The following is a 14,426-nucleotide window of genomic DNA, read 5'->3' as shown; positions in this document are numbered from 1 at the left end:
AAGGGCACTCCCATGCACGATCGCTACGGTCTGGAACGGTTCGTGACCGCCCAGGATGCCGCCGGGACGTACCAGCGTGCCCTCACGGAACTCCGCGAAGGGTCCAAGCGGAGCCACTGGATGTGGTTCGTCTTCCCCCAGACCGCCGGGCTGGGGCAGAGCCCGACCTCCCGGAGATATGCCATCGCCTCGCTGGACGAGGCACAGGCCTATCTGCGGCATCCCGTGCTGGGTCCGCGGCTGGCTGAATGCGCAACGGCCGTTGCCCGGCTCGAAGGACGTACGGCGGTCCAGATCTTCGGCGGCATCGATGCCCGGAAGCTGCACTCTTCGGTGACGTTGTTCCTGCGGGCCGCGCCGGAGGAATCCGTTTTCCAGGAAGTTCTTTCGAAGTACTTCGAGGGCCTTCCCGATCCGGCCACGGACCGGCTCCTGGGCAACCAGGACTGAGCTGGCCGCCGCGTGCCGCCGTCCAGGCGACGCTGCCCGGCATGTACCACACCTACCAACCCGCCGCGCGTGCGGCGGCTTCGATCCGGGCCCGGTGCGCGGCCCACCCGGCCGGGGTCCGTTGCGTGAGGTTCGGGTCTCCCGGGCGTTGCCCGGCCGTGCCGTCGATCAGTTCACGCAGGATGTCGGCATGCCCGAGATGATGGGCCGTCTCGACGCACATGTGCACCAGGATCTGGTGCAGGCTCACACGGCGCCGATCCGCCGGCCACCACGGTACGTCGCCCGGCGCGTCGAGGGGAAGCTCCTCGATAGTGGCGTCACTGTGCGCGGCCGACAGCCGGTGCAGCGCGATGATCTCCTCGCGGGTCTCGTCCGGGGCGACCCACATATCGGCGTCCGGTTCGGCGTCGTCGGCCAGCGACGGCAGGGCCACCCCGGCGGGCCGCCCGAAGACCTCACCGAAGTATCCGAGTTCAACGCTCGCCACATGCTTGACGAGGCCCAGCAGGTTGGTTCCTGTCGGCGTCAGCGGCCTGCGCGCGTCGTACTCACTGAGCCCGTCGAGTTTCGCGAGCAGGTCCTCACGCCGGGTCCGCAGGTAGCGGTGCAGGGTCGCCTTGTCATCCATAGCGCGCACTATACCGAACGCTCGGGTATCGACGGGCGGGCGGATGGGGAGGAGGATTAAAGGGCAGTCACCATAAGGAGGTCAGTGATGTGCTATCAGTACAACAGGGATTTCCGGCGGGACATCAAGAAGGATGCCTCACAGGAATCTGAGGAGCGCCCGGAGCCCCGGGTCGAAGCGAAGGACTTCAAGTTCTGGGCCTTCCCCCGCCGCAGCAGGGAATTCACCGTCGAGGAGCCGGCGACGGTCGACCGGACCCGCGAAAAGGTCTAGCTCACAAGAAGAATGGGAAGGCTCCTCGATGAGGGGCCTTCCGCTCGTCCGGAACGTCGGTCCGGCAGCGCCGTGCCGGCATACCGAAGAAGGTGCGGGAGACTGGAAGTCCCCGATCACGAAGGCAGGACCGCATTGATTACTCTCCAGCAGGACGCCGAAGGCTTTATCCGCATGAAAAGGCACTTTCCCGTCAGCACCGTCATTTCCATCACCTTCAACGACGGCTCTTCGGAGGAATTTTCCGGGCAGCAACTCAACACGATCTATGACGAGGCTCTTGCCGTCTACCGGGCCGGAAATCACCTGGACGCCAAGGGATACTCCCGGGCACCGAGAAAGACCGTCCAGCCCGTGAACCAGATCGAATTCGTCGCGGTGCACCCCGGCATGACCAGATAGGCGCCGGGACACCCGCCTCGAGCGTGTATCGGCACTTGCGGGTGGGAGGTTCCGGGCCTGGTGGCCCGTGTTCCGGGGCATAGAATCCGTTCATGCGTCTGGCGATCATTGGAGCCGTGTTGCTTGTGGCCGGTGCCGTGGCGGTGGCCGCCGGGGCCCTGCCCTTGGCCGACCTGGCGGCACTGGTTGACCGGGTGGCTCCGATCCTGCTCTTCGTCGTCGCGATGACCGTTGTGACGGAACTGGCGAGCGAGGCCGGTGTCTTCCTTTGGACCGCACGACGGCTCCGGCATTGGAGCCTCGGACGCAGCATTTTATTGTGGCTGTTCCTGGCGGCATTCGCGACGCTGAGCACCGTCTTCCTGTCACTGGATACAACGGCGGTGCTGTTGACCCCGGTCGTAGTCAGTGTGACCCGGCAGGCCGGGCTTCCGGTGCTGCCTTTCGCCCTGACCACTGTGTGGCTGGCCAACACCGCCAGCCTGCTGTTGCCTATTTCCAATCTGACGAACCTTCTGGCCCAGCACAGCCTGGGCGGCATCCGTCCGGCCGGGTTTGCGGCCCTGATGTGGGCACCGGCCCTTGCGGCCGCCCTCGTGCCGCTGGTGTTTATCGGCATCGTCTTCCGCCGCGATCTTCGCAAGCGTTATTCACGGATACCGGTGGGCCGGAGCAGGCCGGAGCAACCAACCGAAGACAGGTCAAGGCCTGAAGCGGCGGACCGTATTCTGCTCGGGGCCGGCGCCCTCGTGCTGGCATTGCTGCTGCCGGCTCTGGTGTCCGGGGCCCCGGTCTGGATCCCCGCCGCGGCTGCCAGCATTGTGTTGGCAGTGATGTTCGCGCTCCGGCGACCCCGCGTGCTCAAGGTCTCGCTGGTTCCCTGGTCCTTGCTGCTGTTCGCCTCCGGACTCTTTCTCGTGATGGAAACCACCCGGCATCTGGGCGCTCCGGTGATGCTGAGCCAACTCGCCGGGCAGGGCCAGGCCACTCCGGACTTGCTCCGGCTGGCCGCGACGGGCGCCGTCGGTTCGAATCTGCTGAACAATTTGCCTGCCTACCTGCTAGCCGAGCCACTGGCGGAGACGCCTCAGCGGCTGGCGGCCCTGCTGATCGGAGTCAATGCCGGCCCGCTCATCACCCCGTGGGCGTCACTGGCCACCCTGCTATGGCACGAACGGCTCGTGCGGATGAATGTCCTGATCACGTGGAAGGGCTACGCGCTCTTCGGTCTGATCGTCGCGCCCCTGACCGTGCTCGCGGCGGTGGCCGCACTGGCAGCAACAGGGCTGTGAGTCCTCTCACGGGCCGTCCGGAAGGGGCTCAATCGCCGGTTTCGAATAATCAGGAAAGAATAAAGGACAGCGGCCCGGCGCCCCCGGCGCCCTCACCAGAAGGAAGTGCGTCATGCTCAGCTTGCAGGACATTGACAACATCGTCCTCAACGGAGGCATCGTCGTGGACGCGGACGGGGAAAAAATCGGCTCCGTGGAACAGATCTTCACCAGCGGCGATTCCGGGGAGCCGGTCTTTGTCACCGTGCGGACAGGCCTGTTCGGCATGTCCGAGTCCTTCGCGCCGCTCTCCGGGGCCAGCCTCGAGGAATCTGTGATCAGGGTCGCCTTCGCCAAGGACACGGTGAAGAACGGCCCGCGCATCGACAGCAACCGCGGCGTGATCACGGCGACGCAGGAGCGGGAACTCTACCGCTACTACGGGCTCGCGGCCGACGCCTCCGGTGAAGGATCCGGTACGGGAACAGCCCCGGACGATTCGGCGGCCGCCGGGGAGACTGTGCCGCGACAAACCACGGCCGATGCCGCGGGTAACGAAGGACGGATCGAAGCCGATAGGGCACGGTCCACGCGGGAGATGCCCCTGCGCCCTCTGCCGCATGCCGGCCCGCCACCCCCGCCGCCACACCTGCAAGAATATGTGCCCCCGCCCCCGCCCCCGCATCCCGGCCCACACCCGCCGCACCGGCCGCCTGGTCCCCCGCCCGAACCGGGTCCCATTCCATAGCCGCGGCCGGTTGCCGGAGGACTTCAACCCTCTCTACATGGAAGACCGCGTCGGGGAAGGCCTGTTCTCCGCCGGCAAAATGGCTGGCCCCCGTCCGGCTGCGAACAGCCCTTCGCCGAGATGGCCGCCTGGCTTGACCCCGGGAGGAACCGCGAACAGGCCGGAGCCGGTGTGCTCGAGGTATTCCACCGCCAGGGAGTCGTGCCGGGCCGTGGCCATCTGCATGGGCACGTAGTGGGTGCGGGGCGACAATTAAGTGAAAGATTTATGACCTAATTATGACCGGGGCCGGCCCGGCCGGAGTCTCCCGGCCCCGGCGGGGGTCAGACCCCTGATCGGGATAGGCGCGACCCCAAAGTGATCCGCCGGCAGCCTCCGGCGTGCCGGAGTCATCGGCGGGTCCGCCGCCCCCGTGGCCGTGCTGACCCCCGCTCCTGCCACCGTGCTGGCCGGCATCGCCCACCCGTTCACGGGCCAGGAAAGTCTCGACGTCGAAGAGGTTGTCCGCCCGGCGGGCGACGTTGAGCAGCGTGGACATCGATGCCACCTCCTCGACCTGCTCCTTGAGGAACCAGAGCATGAACTGTTCACCCAACGGGTCGTCTTCCGCGCGGGCCACGGCGAACAGTTCCTTGATACGGTCCGTGACCTCAACTTCCTGGGCGAGGGCAAGGAAGAGGGGTTCTTCCGCCGAAGCGAAGTCGTTCCGGACCGGATCGATGCCGGGGATGGCGATCCTGATTCCGCGGTCCAGGATTTACCGGACCATCATCATCGCGTGATTCCGCTCCTCCAGGGATTGTCGGTAGAAGTGTTTGGCAAGCCGGGGAAGGTCCTGCCCGTCGAACCAGGCGGCGACGGCGATGTACCGCTGTGAGGCGGGGATCTGCCGGGTCCCGGACTGCCGGCGGGCCTGCAACGAGAGTCTTCCACCGGGAGTGCCCGTCAAGGTCCGGCCTGTCCCTTCGGGCCGGGGTCGTTCAGCCGAAGCCCCGCCTGCCAGGCGCGAGGGTCGGGCACGGGGCCGGCGCCAGGGCAAAGGAAAAGCCTCCGGAACCAGTTGGTTCCGGAGGCTTTTCCAAGGGTGGCAGATGAGGGATTCGAACCCCCGTAGGCGTTGCCAGCTGATTTACAGTCAGCCCCCTTTGGCCGCTCGGGTAATCTGCCGAACTTCAAAAGAAGATCACTCGCGGCTTCCTTGTCCAGAACGGCTGTTTCCAGTCCGTTCCGCTTCCAGTAACCGCGGGCAAGACAACTTTACAGAACTTCTGCCGAAGAATCGAATCGGCGTCCTGCGGCCCCAAAAAGCCCGGAATTTCAGGCTTCTCCGAGGATGCGCCCGGCCAGTTTCGCCTCGAACCGTGCCGCCTGCTCCTCGGTGACCTGGTTCAGCTGCACCGCACGGGACAGGTCCGCGTGGATTCCATCCATCCGGGAGGAGGCATCCGCGGCCGGACTGAGGATGATGGAGGCGGCCAGCGCCGCGGCGGCTACGGACGATGCCGCCGCGGCGATGGTGCCTGCGGCTGCGGCAGAGGAACGGGTGACATACCGGACGGCTTTGGGGTGCATGGGCTTCGCCTTTCGAACGACTCTTCCAACCCCTGCAACTCTGGAACCCGTTGCTTGGTTCCCGCCGTGTCCAGGCTTTGAGCGGGCTGGGAACCGGTACCGCGGCCGGCCGGCCTTCACATCGGAGGCATCCGTACTAGTCTGGAATGCAGATATCACCGCCTTTCAACAGGCACCCGGCAACCATCAGGAGGACAGTCATGGCAGGCGAATCCACATTCGACGTCGTCAGCAAGGTAGACAAGCAGGAAGTCGCGAACGCGCTGAACCAGGCCCAGAAGGAACTGGTCCAGCGTTACGACTTCAAGGGCGTCGGCGCCGAGGTCGATTTCAGCGGCGAGAAGATCCTCATGAAGGCCAACTCCGAGGAGCGTGTGCTCGCCGTCCTGGACGTGCTGCAGTCCAAGCTCATCCGCCGCGGCATCTCGCTGAAGTCCCTGGACACGGGCGAGCCGTACGCCTCCGGAAAGGAATTCCGGCTGGAGGCCTCCATCAAGGAGGGCATCGCCCAGGATCTCGCCAAGAAGATCAACAAGCTGATCCGCGACGAGGCCCCCAAGTCCGTCAAATCGCAGATCCAGGGCGACGAGCTGCGCGTGACGTCCAAGTCACGCGATGACCTGCAGGAGACCATGAACATCCTCAAGAAATTCGATGAGGCCGACCTGCAGTTTGTGAACTTCCGCAGCTGACCGGCCGGCCACCGACGCGCGATCTGCTGCGCGACGCGCAAAAGGGCTGGCGACACCGGAATTCGGGTGTCGCCAGCCCTTTTGCGCGTCGCTGGCGATTTTGCGCGTCGGGGGACTTCCGACGGCGGCACTCAGCCCAGCGGCCGGCCTGCCATCCGCTCCAGCCGGCCGATCCGCTCGCTCATCGGCGGATGCGTGGCAAACAGTTTCACCATGCCGCCGCCACGGAACGGGTTCGCGATCATCAGGTGCGAGGTATTGACCAGCCGCTGGTCCTGCGGCAACGGTGCCAGCTGCACGCCCTGCTCGATCTTGCGCAGGGCGGAGGCGAGCGCCAGCGGGTCTCCGGTAAGGGCGGATCCGTCCTCGTCGGCGTCGAACTCCCTGGTCCGGGAGATGGCCATCTGGATCAGCGACGCCGCGAAGGGTGCCAGCAGCGCCATGGCGATCATCGCGATCGGATTCGCGTTGCGCCGGTCCCCGCCGCCGAAGAACAGCAGCATCTGGCCCACCGAGGTGATCACGCCGGCGACGGCGGCGGCCACCGACGAGGTCAGGATGTCGCGGTTGTAGACGTGCATGAGTTCGTGGCCCAGTACTCCCCGCAGCTCGCGGGCGTCGAGCAGCCGGAGGATCCCCTCCGTGCAGCACACGGCTGCGTTCTGCGGGTTCCGGCCGGTGGCGAAGGCGTTCGGGGTCAGGGTGGGCGAAATGTAGATCCGGGGCATCGGCTGGTTGGCGCGGGCGGACAGTTCCCGGACAATCTGGTACAGCTGCGGCGCCTCCGCCTCGGTGACCGGATAGGCCTGCATCGACCGGATCGCGATCTTGTCGCTGTTCCAGTACCCGTAGGCCGTGGTGCCGACGCCGATCAGCGCCATGATCCAGATGGGGGCCGCGCTGCGCATGCTGGATCCGATCAGGGCCCCCAGCGCCAGCAGTACTGCCCACAGCACCCCGAAAAGCGCCGCGGTCTTCAGTCCGTTGTGATGCTGGTGCACTGTTCCTCCCCTTACGTCTCTTCACGAAAACGAACTGCTAGGGCACCGGGTTCCGGGCGTCGTACTTCAGGAATCCTGACTGCAGGTGCGCCACCGTCCACGCCAGGCCGATGCACAGCAGGCCGCCCAGGAGCACAACCCAACCCTCACTCAAAAGCTTAGTCCCGCCGCCCGCGAGCAGGTCCCCCAGCCGCGGACCGCCTGCCACCACAACGACGAACACGCCCTGGAGCCGTCCGCGCAGATGGTCCGGGGTGGACGCCTGCAGGATGGTGGTGCGGAAGACGGCGCTGACGGAATCCGCGATGCCGGCCAGCGCGCAGCACAGGGCGGCGGGCAGCAGCCACGGCGTCACCCCGGCCGCTCCGGTCCGGCCTGCCAGCAGCACCACCAGGCCGAACCCGGCGATCGAGGCGCCCCAGCCCATGACGGACCACACGACGGCAACGCCCTGCCTGCGTACCCCGCCGAGCGGCCCGGAGAAGAGTCCGGCCAGGAAGGCGCCGACGGCGGTGGAGGCCAGCAGGATGCCGACCGTTGTTTCCCCGCCGCCGATCATCAGCGCACCGATCGCGGGCATCAGGGCCCGCGGCTGGGCGAAGATCATCGCCACGAGGTCGATGACGAAGGTCATGCGCAGGTTGGGCCGGGTGCCGAGGAAGCGGAAGCCCTCGACGACGGACCGCAGCCCCGCGGGGCGGGCATGCTCCCCCGGCGGCATCGGCGGCAGCTTCAGGAGCGCCCAGAAGGCGAAGCCGAAGCTGAGGACGTCGATCGTATAGGTCCAGCCGAAGCCGATCCACGCCACCAGCACCCCGGCGAGCAGCGGGCCGGCGGTCATGCTCAGGCCGAAGCTGATCATGCTCAGGGCGTTGGCGGCGGGCAGCAGTTCCTTCCGGACCAGCACGGGGATGATGGCGCTGCGGGCCGGCTGGTTGATGGCCTGCGCGCCGCTTTGAACCGCCACGAGCACGTACAGCAGCCACACGTTGCCCAGCTCGAGCCAGGCCTGGAGCGCCAGGCCGGCCGTGGTCAGCCACAGCACAGAGGAGGCCAGCAGGGCCACCTTGCGGCGGTCGTGGGCGTCCGCGACCGAGCCGCCGAGCAGGCCGCCGAACACCAACGGCACAAGGGCGAAGATGCTGAGCAGGCCGACGTACAGGCTGTCCTGGGTGAGCCGGTAGACCTCCAGGCTGACCGCCACGATGGTCAGCTGGCTGCCCACGGCCGAGACAGCGGACCCCAGCCACAGACGGCGGAACGCCGGGCTCTCGCGCAGCGGCGTGACGTCCGCCAGAAATTTCCCCACCCGGCAACTCTAGTGGCGCCTGCCGCCAGCTTCGTGCGCTGGCTTCGTGACGCCGGCGGACGCCCCGGCGGACGTCATAAGCCTTGCCTTATTGTTATCGAGTCATAATAAATGCTTGAATGGGGGCATGACGGATCACACGGGCAGCGACGAAGCATGGTCTGCCGCCCTGCGTGCCCACGGCCGCCGGGTGACCAGACAGCGCCTGGCCGTACTGGCCGCCGTCGAACACCACCCGCATTCCCCGGCAGAGGGCATCCTCGCCGCCGCCCGGCAGGAACTGCCCGAACTGACGGCGCAGTCCGTCTACGTGGTCCTGGGCGACCTCACCGAACTGCAGATGCTGCGCCGCTTCGAACCGCCGCACTCCCCCGCCTTGTATGAGACGCGTGTGGGCGACAACCACCACCACGCCATCTGCATCAGCTGCGGCCGCGTCGAGGACGTCGAATGCGCCGTCGGCCACGCGCCCTGCCTCACCCCGCACTGGGACAAGGACGCGAAGCCGATGACCATCCAGATCGCCGACGTCATGTACCAGGGCATCTGCCAGGACTGCCAGCGCACCCAACAACTTCCCTCCGAATCCAAATAAGCAAGTAATCAACAAAGGAGAATGATGACTGCAAACCTTTCTGCGCCCATCTTGCACACCGCGACCACGTCTCAGTCAGGCGCCCCTGTCGCGTCCGACGAGCACTCGCTCACCGCCGGAGCCGACGGCGCCACCGCGCTGCACGACCGTTACTTGGTCGAGAAGCTGGCCCAGTTCAACCGCGAGCGCATCCCGGAGCGTATCGTGCACGCCAAGGGCGGCGGCGCCTTCGGCACCTTCACCGTGACCGGCGACGTTTCCAAGTACACCCGCGTGGCCGCCTTCCAGCCGGGCGCCCAGGTCGGCACCGCCATCCGTTTCTCCTCCGTGGCCGGCGAGATGGGCTCCCCCGACACCTGGCGCGATGTTCGCGGCTTCGCAACCCGTTTCTACACGCCCGAGGGCAACCTGGACATCGTGGGCAACAACACCCCCGTGTTCTTCATCAAGGACGGCATCAAGTTCCCGGACTTCATCCACTCGCAGAAGCGCCTGCCGGGCTCCGGCCTGCGCGACGCCGACATGCAGTGGGACTTCTGGACCCTCTCCCCGGAGTCGGCCCACCAGGTCACCTACCTCATGGGTGACCGCGGCCTGCCCCGCTCCTGGCGCGAAATGCACGGCTTCTCCTCGCACACCTACCTGTGGACCAACGCCGAGGGCGAGCGCTTCTGGGTGAAGTACCACTTCCGCTCCAACCAGGGCGAGCACAACATCACCAACGAGCAGGCTGAGCAGCTCGCCGGGGCCGACGCCGACTACTACCGCCGCGACCTCTACGAGGCCATCGCCGAAGGCAACTTCCCGAGCTGGGACCTGCACGTGCAGGTCATGCCGTACGAAGACGCCAAGACGTACCGCTTCAACCCGTTCGACCTGACCAAGGTCTGGCCGCACGCGGACTACCCGCTGGTCAAGGTCGGGCACTTCGAGCTGAACCGCAACCCGGAGAACTTCTTCGCCGAGATCGAGCAGATCGCCCTGTCCCCCGCGAACACCGTTCCGGGCCACGACATCTCCCCGGACAAGATGCTGATGGCACGCGTGTTCTCCTACCCGGATGCACACCGTTACCGCGTTGGCACCAACTTCAACGAGCTGCCGGTCAACCGCCCGGTCTCCCCGGTGAACAACTACTCGCAGGACGGCTCGCTGCGCCACGGCTTCAAGCCGGCATCGGCTCCGGTCTACGCACCGAACTCCTTCGGTGGCCCGGTGGCCGACGCTGCCCGCGCCGGCGAGGGCTCCTGGGAGTTCGACGGCGCCCTGGTCCGTGCCGCTGCGACCCTGCACTCCGAGGACAGCGACTTCGGCCAGGCCGGCACACTGTACCGCGAGGTCTACGATGAAGCAGCCAAGGCCCGCTTCCTCGACACCATCACCGGTGCCGTGGGCGGCGTCAAGAACGCTGAAATCAAGGAACGCGCCATCCAGTACTGGACCAACGTCGACGCCGAACTCGGCTCGAAGCTGCGCGCCAACCTGGGTGTTGCCGCCGTGTCCGCCGCCGAGGCAGCCAACAAGATCGGCTGATTCCCCTCTTCCGGACAACGAAACACCCCGCCACGGATCTCCGTGGCGGGGTGTTTCGTTGTGCTGCCGGGGCCTGCCTCAGATGTGCTGGCCCTCGCTGGCGAGGCGCCGGTCGAGGTTGTTGAAGAAGACCAGCATCATCAGCTCGAAGGCCTTGCTTGCCTCCCCGGGCTGGTTGTTAATGACGAAGTCGAACTGAAGCCCGTAGAACGCAGCGGTGAACAGCCGCGCATCGGTGTCCGCAAGCTCCTCCCTGATGCCTTGGAGCACGAGCCAGTCCCGGGCCTTCTCGTGCAGCATCCTGAAGTGCTCCTGCGCCGTGCCTCGGGGTGGATCCGCCACGACATCCTGCGCCGTGGCCTCGAATTCGAGCCTGGCCAGGTGGCGGTTCCGCTGGGCCATGGTCCAGCGCCAGGACACCAGCAGGAACTCCCGCCACGCCTCCCTGTCGATGTCACGCACGTCGGTGGCGCGGACGCCGTCGAGCCGGGATTCGATGCAGCGGATGATCTCGGTCACGAGCTGTTCGCGGTGGCCGAAGTGGTACACCAGGACGTAGCTTGAGACGCCGAGGCCCTCGGCCAGGCTCCGGAACGTCAGCTCCGCCAGCGTCTTGTCCATGAGGTAGTCCAGGATCGCCGCCAGCAGCTCTGACTTGCGTTCCGGTTTTGCTGGGCGGGCCATAGCTCCATCTTAGGGACCGGACAGCAACGCGGGGTCACCTACGGCCCATGCCGTCACCGCCGATGGGCCGTAGGTGACCCCGCGTTGCTGGTCTTGTCGAGGCCGTTCACGGCGGTCCGCGCCTCGGCGAACTTCTCGTTCAGGCGGGAGTGGCGCTGGCCGTAGGCGAAGTAGATGGCGATGCCGATCACCAGCCAGATCGCGAAGAAGATCCAGGTCTCCACCGCAAGGTTCGTCATCAGGTAGAGGCAGAGCGCCGCCGAAACAACCGGGACCACCTTGCCGAACGGCACCCGGAAGGCCGGCTTCAGGTCCGGGCGCTTCTTCCGCAGCACCAGGATGCCCAGGCTGACTGTCACGAATGCGGACAGCGTGCCGATGTTGATCATTTCCTCCAGCAGGTCCACGTTGGTCAGCCCGGCGACGACGGCGACGGCGGCGCCGCAGATGATCTGCAGCCTGGCCGGCGTCGCGCGGATGGTGCTCGTCTTGGACAGCGAGCGCGGCAGCAGGCCGTCGCGGCTCATCGCCAGGACGACGCGGGACAGGCCCATCAGCAGCACCATGATCACGGTGGTGAGGCCCACGAGGGAGCCGAACGCGATGACCTTGGCGGCGTCGGTGTTGCCCACGGCCTCGAAGGCGGTGGTCAGGGTCGGGTTCTTGGCCTCGGCCAGCTTCGTGTAGGACACCATGCCGGTCAGCGCCAGCGATACCAGGATGTAGAGGACGGTGACGACGGCGAGGCCGCCGAAGATGCCGCGGGGCAGCGTCTTCTGCGGGTTCTTGACCTCTTCGGCCGAGGTGGCCACGACGTCGAAGCCGATGAAGGCAAAAAACACGAGGGCTGCGCCGGCGAAGATGCCCAGCGTTCCGTACTGTGCGGGAGCCGCGCCGGTGAGGAAGCCGAAGAAGGACTGCTTGAGCACGTCGGCGGTGCCGGTCGAGCCGGTGGGCGCGGAGGCGGGCACGAACGGGGCGTAGTTTTCAAACTTCACGTAGCTGAAGCCGACCACGATCACGAAGAGGACGACGGCGATCTTGATGAGCGTGAAGATGTTGCCGACGCGGGCGGACAGCTTTGTCCCGAGCACCAGCAGCACGGTGAAGATCGCGACGATCAGGAAAGCGCCCCAGTAGAGGTCGATGCCGCCGAGATTGATGGAAGGCGGGACGTCCATACCCGTCAGCGCGAACACCTTGCTGAGGTAGATGCCCCAGTACTTGGCGATCACGGCGCCGGCGGTGAAGAGTTCGAGGATCAGGTTCCAGCCGATGATCCACGCGAGCACCTCGCCCATGGTCGCGTAGGTGAAGACGTACGCGGAGCCTGCCACCGGGATCGCCGTGGCGAATTCGGCGTAGCACATGATGGCCAGCGCACAGGTGACAGCGGCGATGGCGAAGGAAACGGTCACGGCCGGGCCGGCAAAGTTCGCGGCAGCCTTGGCACCGACCGAGAAGATTCCGGCACCGACGGCGACGGCGACCCCCATGATCATGAGGTCCCAGGAGCTCAGCGACCGCTTCAGCTTGCGTCCGGGTTCATCGGCGTCGGCCATGGACTGCTCGATGGATTTGGTCCGGAAAAGGTTCATAGGAAGGTCCGCAATCTCGATAGCTTGTTGGAAACAGACTTATCAAGAGTAGTGTCCATCCAGTGGACGGTCATAATTATCTCAAATAATGAGACGCAGAAACGGGCCGGGCCAAGTCTCCCGGCCTGGCCCGGCCCGCCTCAGCTTTCCGCTGGTTCCACTGGTTTTTCGGCTCGGTGACGCCGGTCAGACCGGCCAGTCCATCAGCGTGGACCGGATCAGGAACCGCTTGCCTTCCGGCGCCTCCACCGAGAAACCGCTCCCCCGGCCCGGGACGACGTCGACCGTCAGGTGGGTATGGCTCCAGTAGTTGAACTGTTCTTTCGACATCCAGAACTCCAGCGGCTGGGGCTGAAGACCGTCGGAAATGTCGAACAGGCCCAGCTGCACGTCGGAGTCCCCGGTGATGAATTCCCCGGCGGGATAGCACATCGGCGAGGATCCGTCGCAGCAGCCGCCGGACTGGTGGAACATCAGCGGTCCGTGCCGGAGCCACAGCATCCTGAGCAGTTCCACTGACTCGGCGGTGAGCGCCACCCGGGAGATATCCTCGCCGGGAAGCGTCACTGCCGCATCAAGCCTCGCCGCGGTCATCAGAAGGCCTCCATCATCAGTACTTGATGACGACTCGGCCGTCGATCTTGGCGTGCTTCATCTCGTCAAGAACGGCGTTGACCTCGGAGAGTTCCCGGGTCGAGACGGTCGGGTGGATCTTGCCCCGGGCGTAGAAGTCCAGGGCTTCCGCCAGGTCCTGCCGGGTTCCCACGATGGAGCCGCGGACGGTCAGGCCCTTGAGCACAATCTCGAAGATCGGCGCCGGGAAGTCGCCCGGCGGCAGGCCGTTGAACACGATCGTCCCGCCGCGGCGGGCCATCCCGATCGCCTGGCCGAATGCTGACGGGTGCACCGCCGTGACCAGGACTCCATGGCAACCTCCGGTTTCGCGCTGGATGACCTCGGCGGGATCCTCGTGCAGGGCATTGACGGTCAGCTCCGCCCCGTGCTTCTTGGCCAGGGCGAGCTTGTCATCGGCGATATCCACCGCGGCGACGCGCAGGCCCATCGCCACCGCGTACTGGACGGCGATGTGGCCGAGTCCGCCGATGCCGGAGATCGTGACCCACTGGCCGGGCCTGGCCTCGGTCATTTTGAGCCCCTTGTAGACGGTCACTCCGGCACAGAGCACCGGGGCCACCTCGACGGGGTCGGAGCCGGCCGGGATGCGGGCCGCAAAGCGCGTGTCCACCAGCATGTACTCGCCAAAGGAGCCGTCCACGCTGTAGCCGGCGTTCTGCTGCGCTTCGCACAGGGTCTCCCAGCCGGTGCGGCAGTACTGGCAATCGCCGCAGGCGGACCAGAGCCAGGCATTGCCCACGAGGTCTCCGACGGCCAGGTCCGTGACACCCTCGCCGAGGGCGACGACCTCGCCGACGCCTTCGTGGCCGGGGATGAACGGCGGGGTCGGCTTCACCGGCCAGTCGCCTTCAGCGGCGTGCAGGTCCGTGTGGCAGACGCCCGTGGTCAGGACCTTGACCAGTGCCTGCCCGCGGCCCGGGACGGGAACGGGAAGGGTCTGGATCTGAAGATCCTTGCCGAACTCGGTTACTACTGCTGCTTGCATTGTCGTCGTCATTGGCGAAATCCTTGCGTAGTTCAAGCGTGGGTGA

At 66.2% G+C, this 14,426-nt stretch carries 16 protein-coding genes, 1 tRNA gene and 2 pseudogenes; 8 read left to right on the top strand and 11 right to left on the bottom strand.

Annotated elements, in window-relative coordinates:
* The first annotated feature begins 12 nt into the window (after positions 1–12).
* Complete coding sequence (locus tag E5206_RS06595) at positions 13–450, top strand: DUF1810 domain-containing protein (RefSeq protein WP_136321802.1); 438 nt, start codon at positions 13–15, stop codon at positions 448–450.
* 52 nt (positions 451–502) lie between these two features.
* Here E5206_RS06595 and E5206_RS06590 read toward each other — a convergent pair whose 3' ends face one another.
* Complete coding sequence (locus tag E5206_RS06590) at positions 503–1,081, bottom strand: DinB family protein (protein WP_136323996.1); 579 nt, start codon at positions 1,079–1,081, stop codon at positions 503–505.
* Between the two features lie 87 nt (positions 1,082–1,168).
* Here E5206_RS06590 and E5206_RS06585 point away from each other — a divergent pair, with 87 nt between their 5' ends.
* The 4 genes from E5206_RS06585 (at position 1,169) to E5206_RS19200 (ending at position 3,775) form a co-directional block, all read left to right on the top strand.
* A complete protein-coding gene (locus E5206_RS06585) occupies positions 1,169–1,354 on the top strand; it encodes a hypothetical protein (RefSeq protein ID WP_136321801.1) in 186 nt (61 codons plus the stop codon).
* Between the two features lie 135 nt (positions 1,355–1,489).
* Positions 1,490–1,756 carry a hypothetical protein gene (locus E5206_RS06580; protein ID WP_136321800.1) on the top strand — a complete coding sequence of 89 codons (267 nt, stop codon included), beginning with the start codon at positions 1,490–1,492 and terminating at the stop codon, positions 1,754–1,756.
* Positions 1,757–1,848: 92 nt separating this feature from the next.
* Positions 1,849–3,048, top strand: coding sequence for an SLC13 family permease (locus tag E5206_RS06575; RefSeq protein WP_136321799.1), 1,200 nt, complete (start codon positions 1,849–1,851; stop codon positions 3,046–3,048).
* A gap of 112 nt (positions 3,049–3,160) precedes the next feature.
* Positions 3,161–3,775, top strand: a complete 615-nt coding sequence (locus E5206_RS19200; protein ID WP_168709279.1) for a PRC-barrel domain-containing protein — start codon at positions 3,161–3,163, stop codon at positions 3,773–3,775.
* Positions 3,776–3,808: 33 nt separating this feature from the next.
* Here the strand turns inward: E5206_RS19200 and E5206_RS19540 are convergent.
* The 4 genes and pseudogenes from E5206_RS19540 to E5206_RS06550 form a co-directional block, all read right to left on the bottom strand.
* Positions 3,809–4,021, bottom strand: a pseudogene (locus E5206_RS19540) (hypothetical protein); the annotation flags it as partial.
* A gap of 202 nt (positions 4,022–4,223) precedes the next feature.
* A pseudogene (locus E5206_RS06560) lies at positions 4,224–4,694 on the bottom strand (ferritin); the annotation flags it as partial.
* 166 nt (positions 4,695–4,860) lie between these two features.
* Positions 4,861–4,942, bottom strand: a tRNA-Tyr gene (locus E5206_RS06555).
* A gap of 150 nt (positions 4,943–5,092) precedes the next feature.
* The gene (locus tag E5206_RS06550; RefSeq protein WP_136321797.1) at positions 5,093–5,347 is read right to left on the bottom strand and encodes a hypothetical protein; all 255 of its coding nucleotides are present in this window, start codon (positions 5,345–5,347) and stop codon (positions 5,093–5,095) included.
* A 200-nt stretch (positions 5,348–5,547) separates the two neighbouring features.
* On the opposite strand from E5206_RS06550, the gene E5206_RS06545 reads away from it, so the two are divergent.
* Positions 5,548–6,039 (top strand): YajQ family cyclic di-GMP-binding protein, encoded by a 492-nt coding sequence (locus E5206_RS06545; RefSeq protein WP_136321796.1) that lies wholly within the window; start codon positions 5,548–5,550, stop codon positions 6,037–6,039.
* A gap of 131 nt (positions 6,040–6,170) precedes the next feature.
* On the opposite strand, the gene htpX is transcribed toward E5206_RS06545, so the two are convergent.
* Together htpX and E5206_RS06535 are read right to left on the bottom strand one after the other, a co-directional pair.
* A complete protein-coding gene (gene htpX / locus E5206_RS06540) occupies positions 6,171–7,040 on the bottom strand; it encodes a zinc metalloprotease HtpX (RefSeq protein WP_136321795.1) in 870 nt (289 codons plus the stop codon).
* 37 nt (positions 7,041–7,077) lie between these two features.
* Positions 7,078–8,349, bottom strand: a complete 1,272-nt coding sequence (locus tag E5206_RS06535) for an MFS transporter (protein ID WP_136321794.1) — start codon at positions 8,347–8,349, stop codon at positions 7,078–7,080.
* A gap of 127 nt (positions 8,350–8,476) precedes the next feature.
* On the opposite strand from E5206_RS06535, the gene E5206_RS06530 reads away from it, so the two are divergent.
* Together E5206_RS06530 and E5206_RS06525 are read left to right on the top strand one after the other, a co-directional pair.
* Positions 8,477–8,944, top strand: coding sequence for a Fur family transcriptional regulator (locus E5206_RS06530; protein ID WP_136321793.1), 468 nt, complete (start codon positions 8,477–8,479; stop codon positions 8,942–8,944).
* Positions 8,945–8,968: 24 nt separating this feature from the next.
* Positions 8,969–10,477 (top strand): catalase, encoded by a 1,509-nt coding sequence (locus E5206_RS06525; RefSeq protein ID WP_136321792.1) that lies wholly within the window; start codon positions 8,969–8,971, stop codon positions 10,475–10,477.
* Positions 10,478–10,555: 78 nt separating this feature from the next.
* Here E5206_RS06525 and E5206_RS06520 read toward each other — a convergent pair whose 3' ends face one another.
* The 4 genes from E5206_RS06520 to adhP all read right to left on the bottom strand — a co-directional run bounded on the left by E5206_RS06520 (position 10,556) and on the right by adhP (position 14,392).
* The gene (locus tag E5206_RS06520; protein WP_136321791.1) at positions 10,556–11,161 is read right to left on the bottom strand and encodes a TetR/AcrR family transcriptional regulator; all 606 of its coding nucleotides are present in this window, start codon (positions 11,159–11,161) and stop codon (positions 10,556–10,558) included.
* Positions 11,162–11,214: 53 nt separating this feature from the next.
* Positions 11,215–12,759 carry an amino acid permease gene (locus tag E5206_RS06515; protein WP_136321790.1) on the bottom strand — a complete coding sequence of 515 codons (1,545 nt, stop codon included), beginning with the start codon at positions 12,757–12,759 and terminating at the stop codon, positions 11,215–11,217.
* A gap of 186 nt (positions 12,760–12,945) precedes the next feature.
* Positions 12,946–13,353 (bottom strand): DUF779 domain-containing protein, encoded by a 408-nt coding sequence (locus E5206_RS06510; protein WP_136321789.1) that lies wholly within the window; start codon positions 13,351–13,353, stop codon positions 12,946–12,948.
* A gap of 16 nt (positions 13,354–13,369) precedes the next feature.
* The gene (gene adhP, locus E5206_RS06505) at positions 13,370–14,392 is read right to left on the bottom strand and encodes an alcohol dehydrogenase AdhP (protein WP_205760017.1); all 1,023 of its coding nucleotides are present in this window, start codon (positions 14,390–14,392) and stop codon (positions 13,370–13,372) included.
* Between the last annotated feature and the right edge of the window lie 34 nt (positions 14,393–14,426).

Source organism: Arthrobacter sp. PAMC25564 (genome assembly GCF_004798705.1).
Taxonomy (GTDB): Bacteria; Actinomycetota; Actinomycetes; order Actinomycetales; family Micrococcaceae; genus Arthrobacter.
Note: the sequence above shows the minus strand (reverse complement) of the source record. Positions and strands in the feature narration are given on the sequence as shown.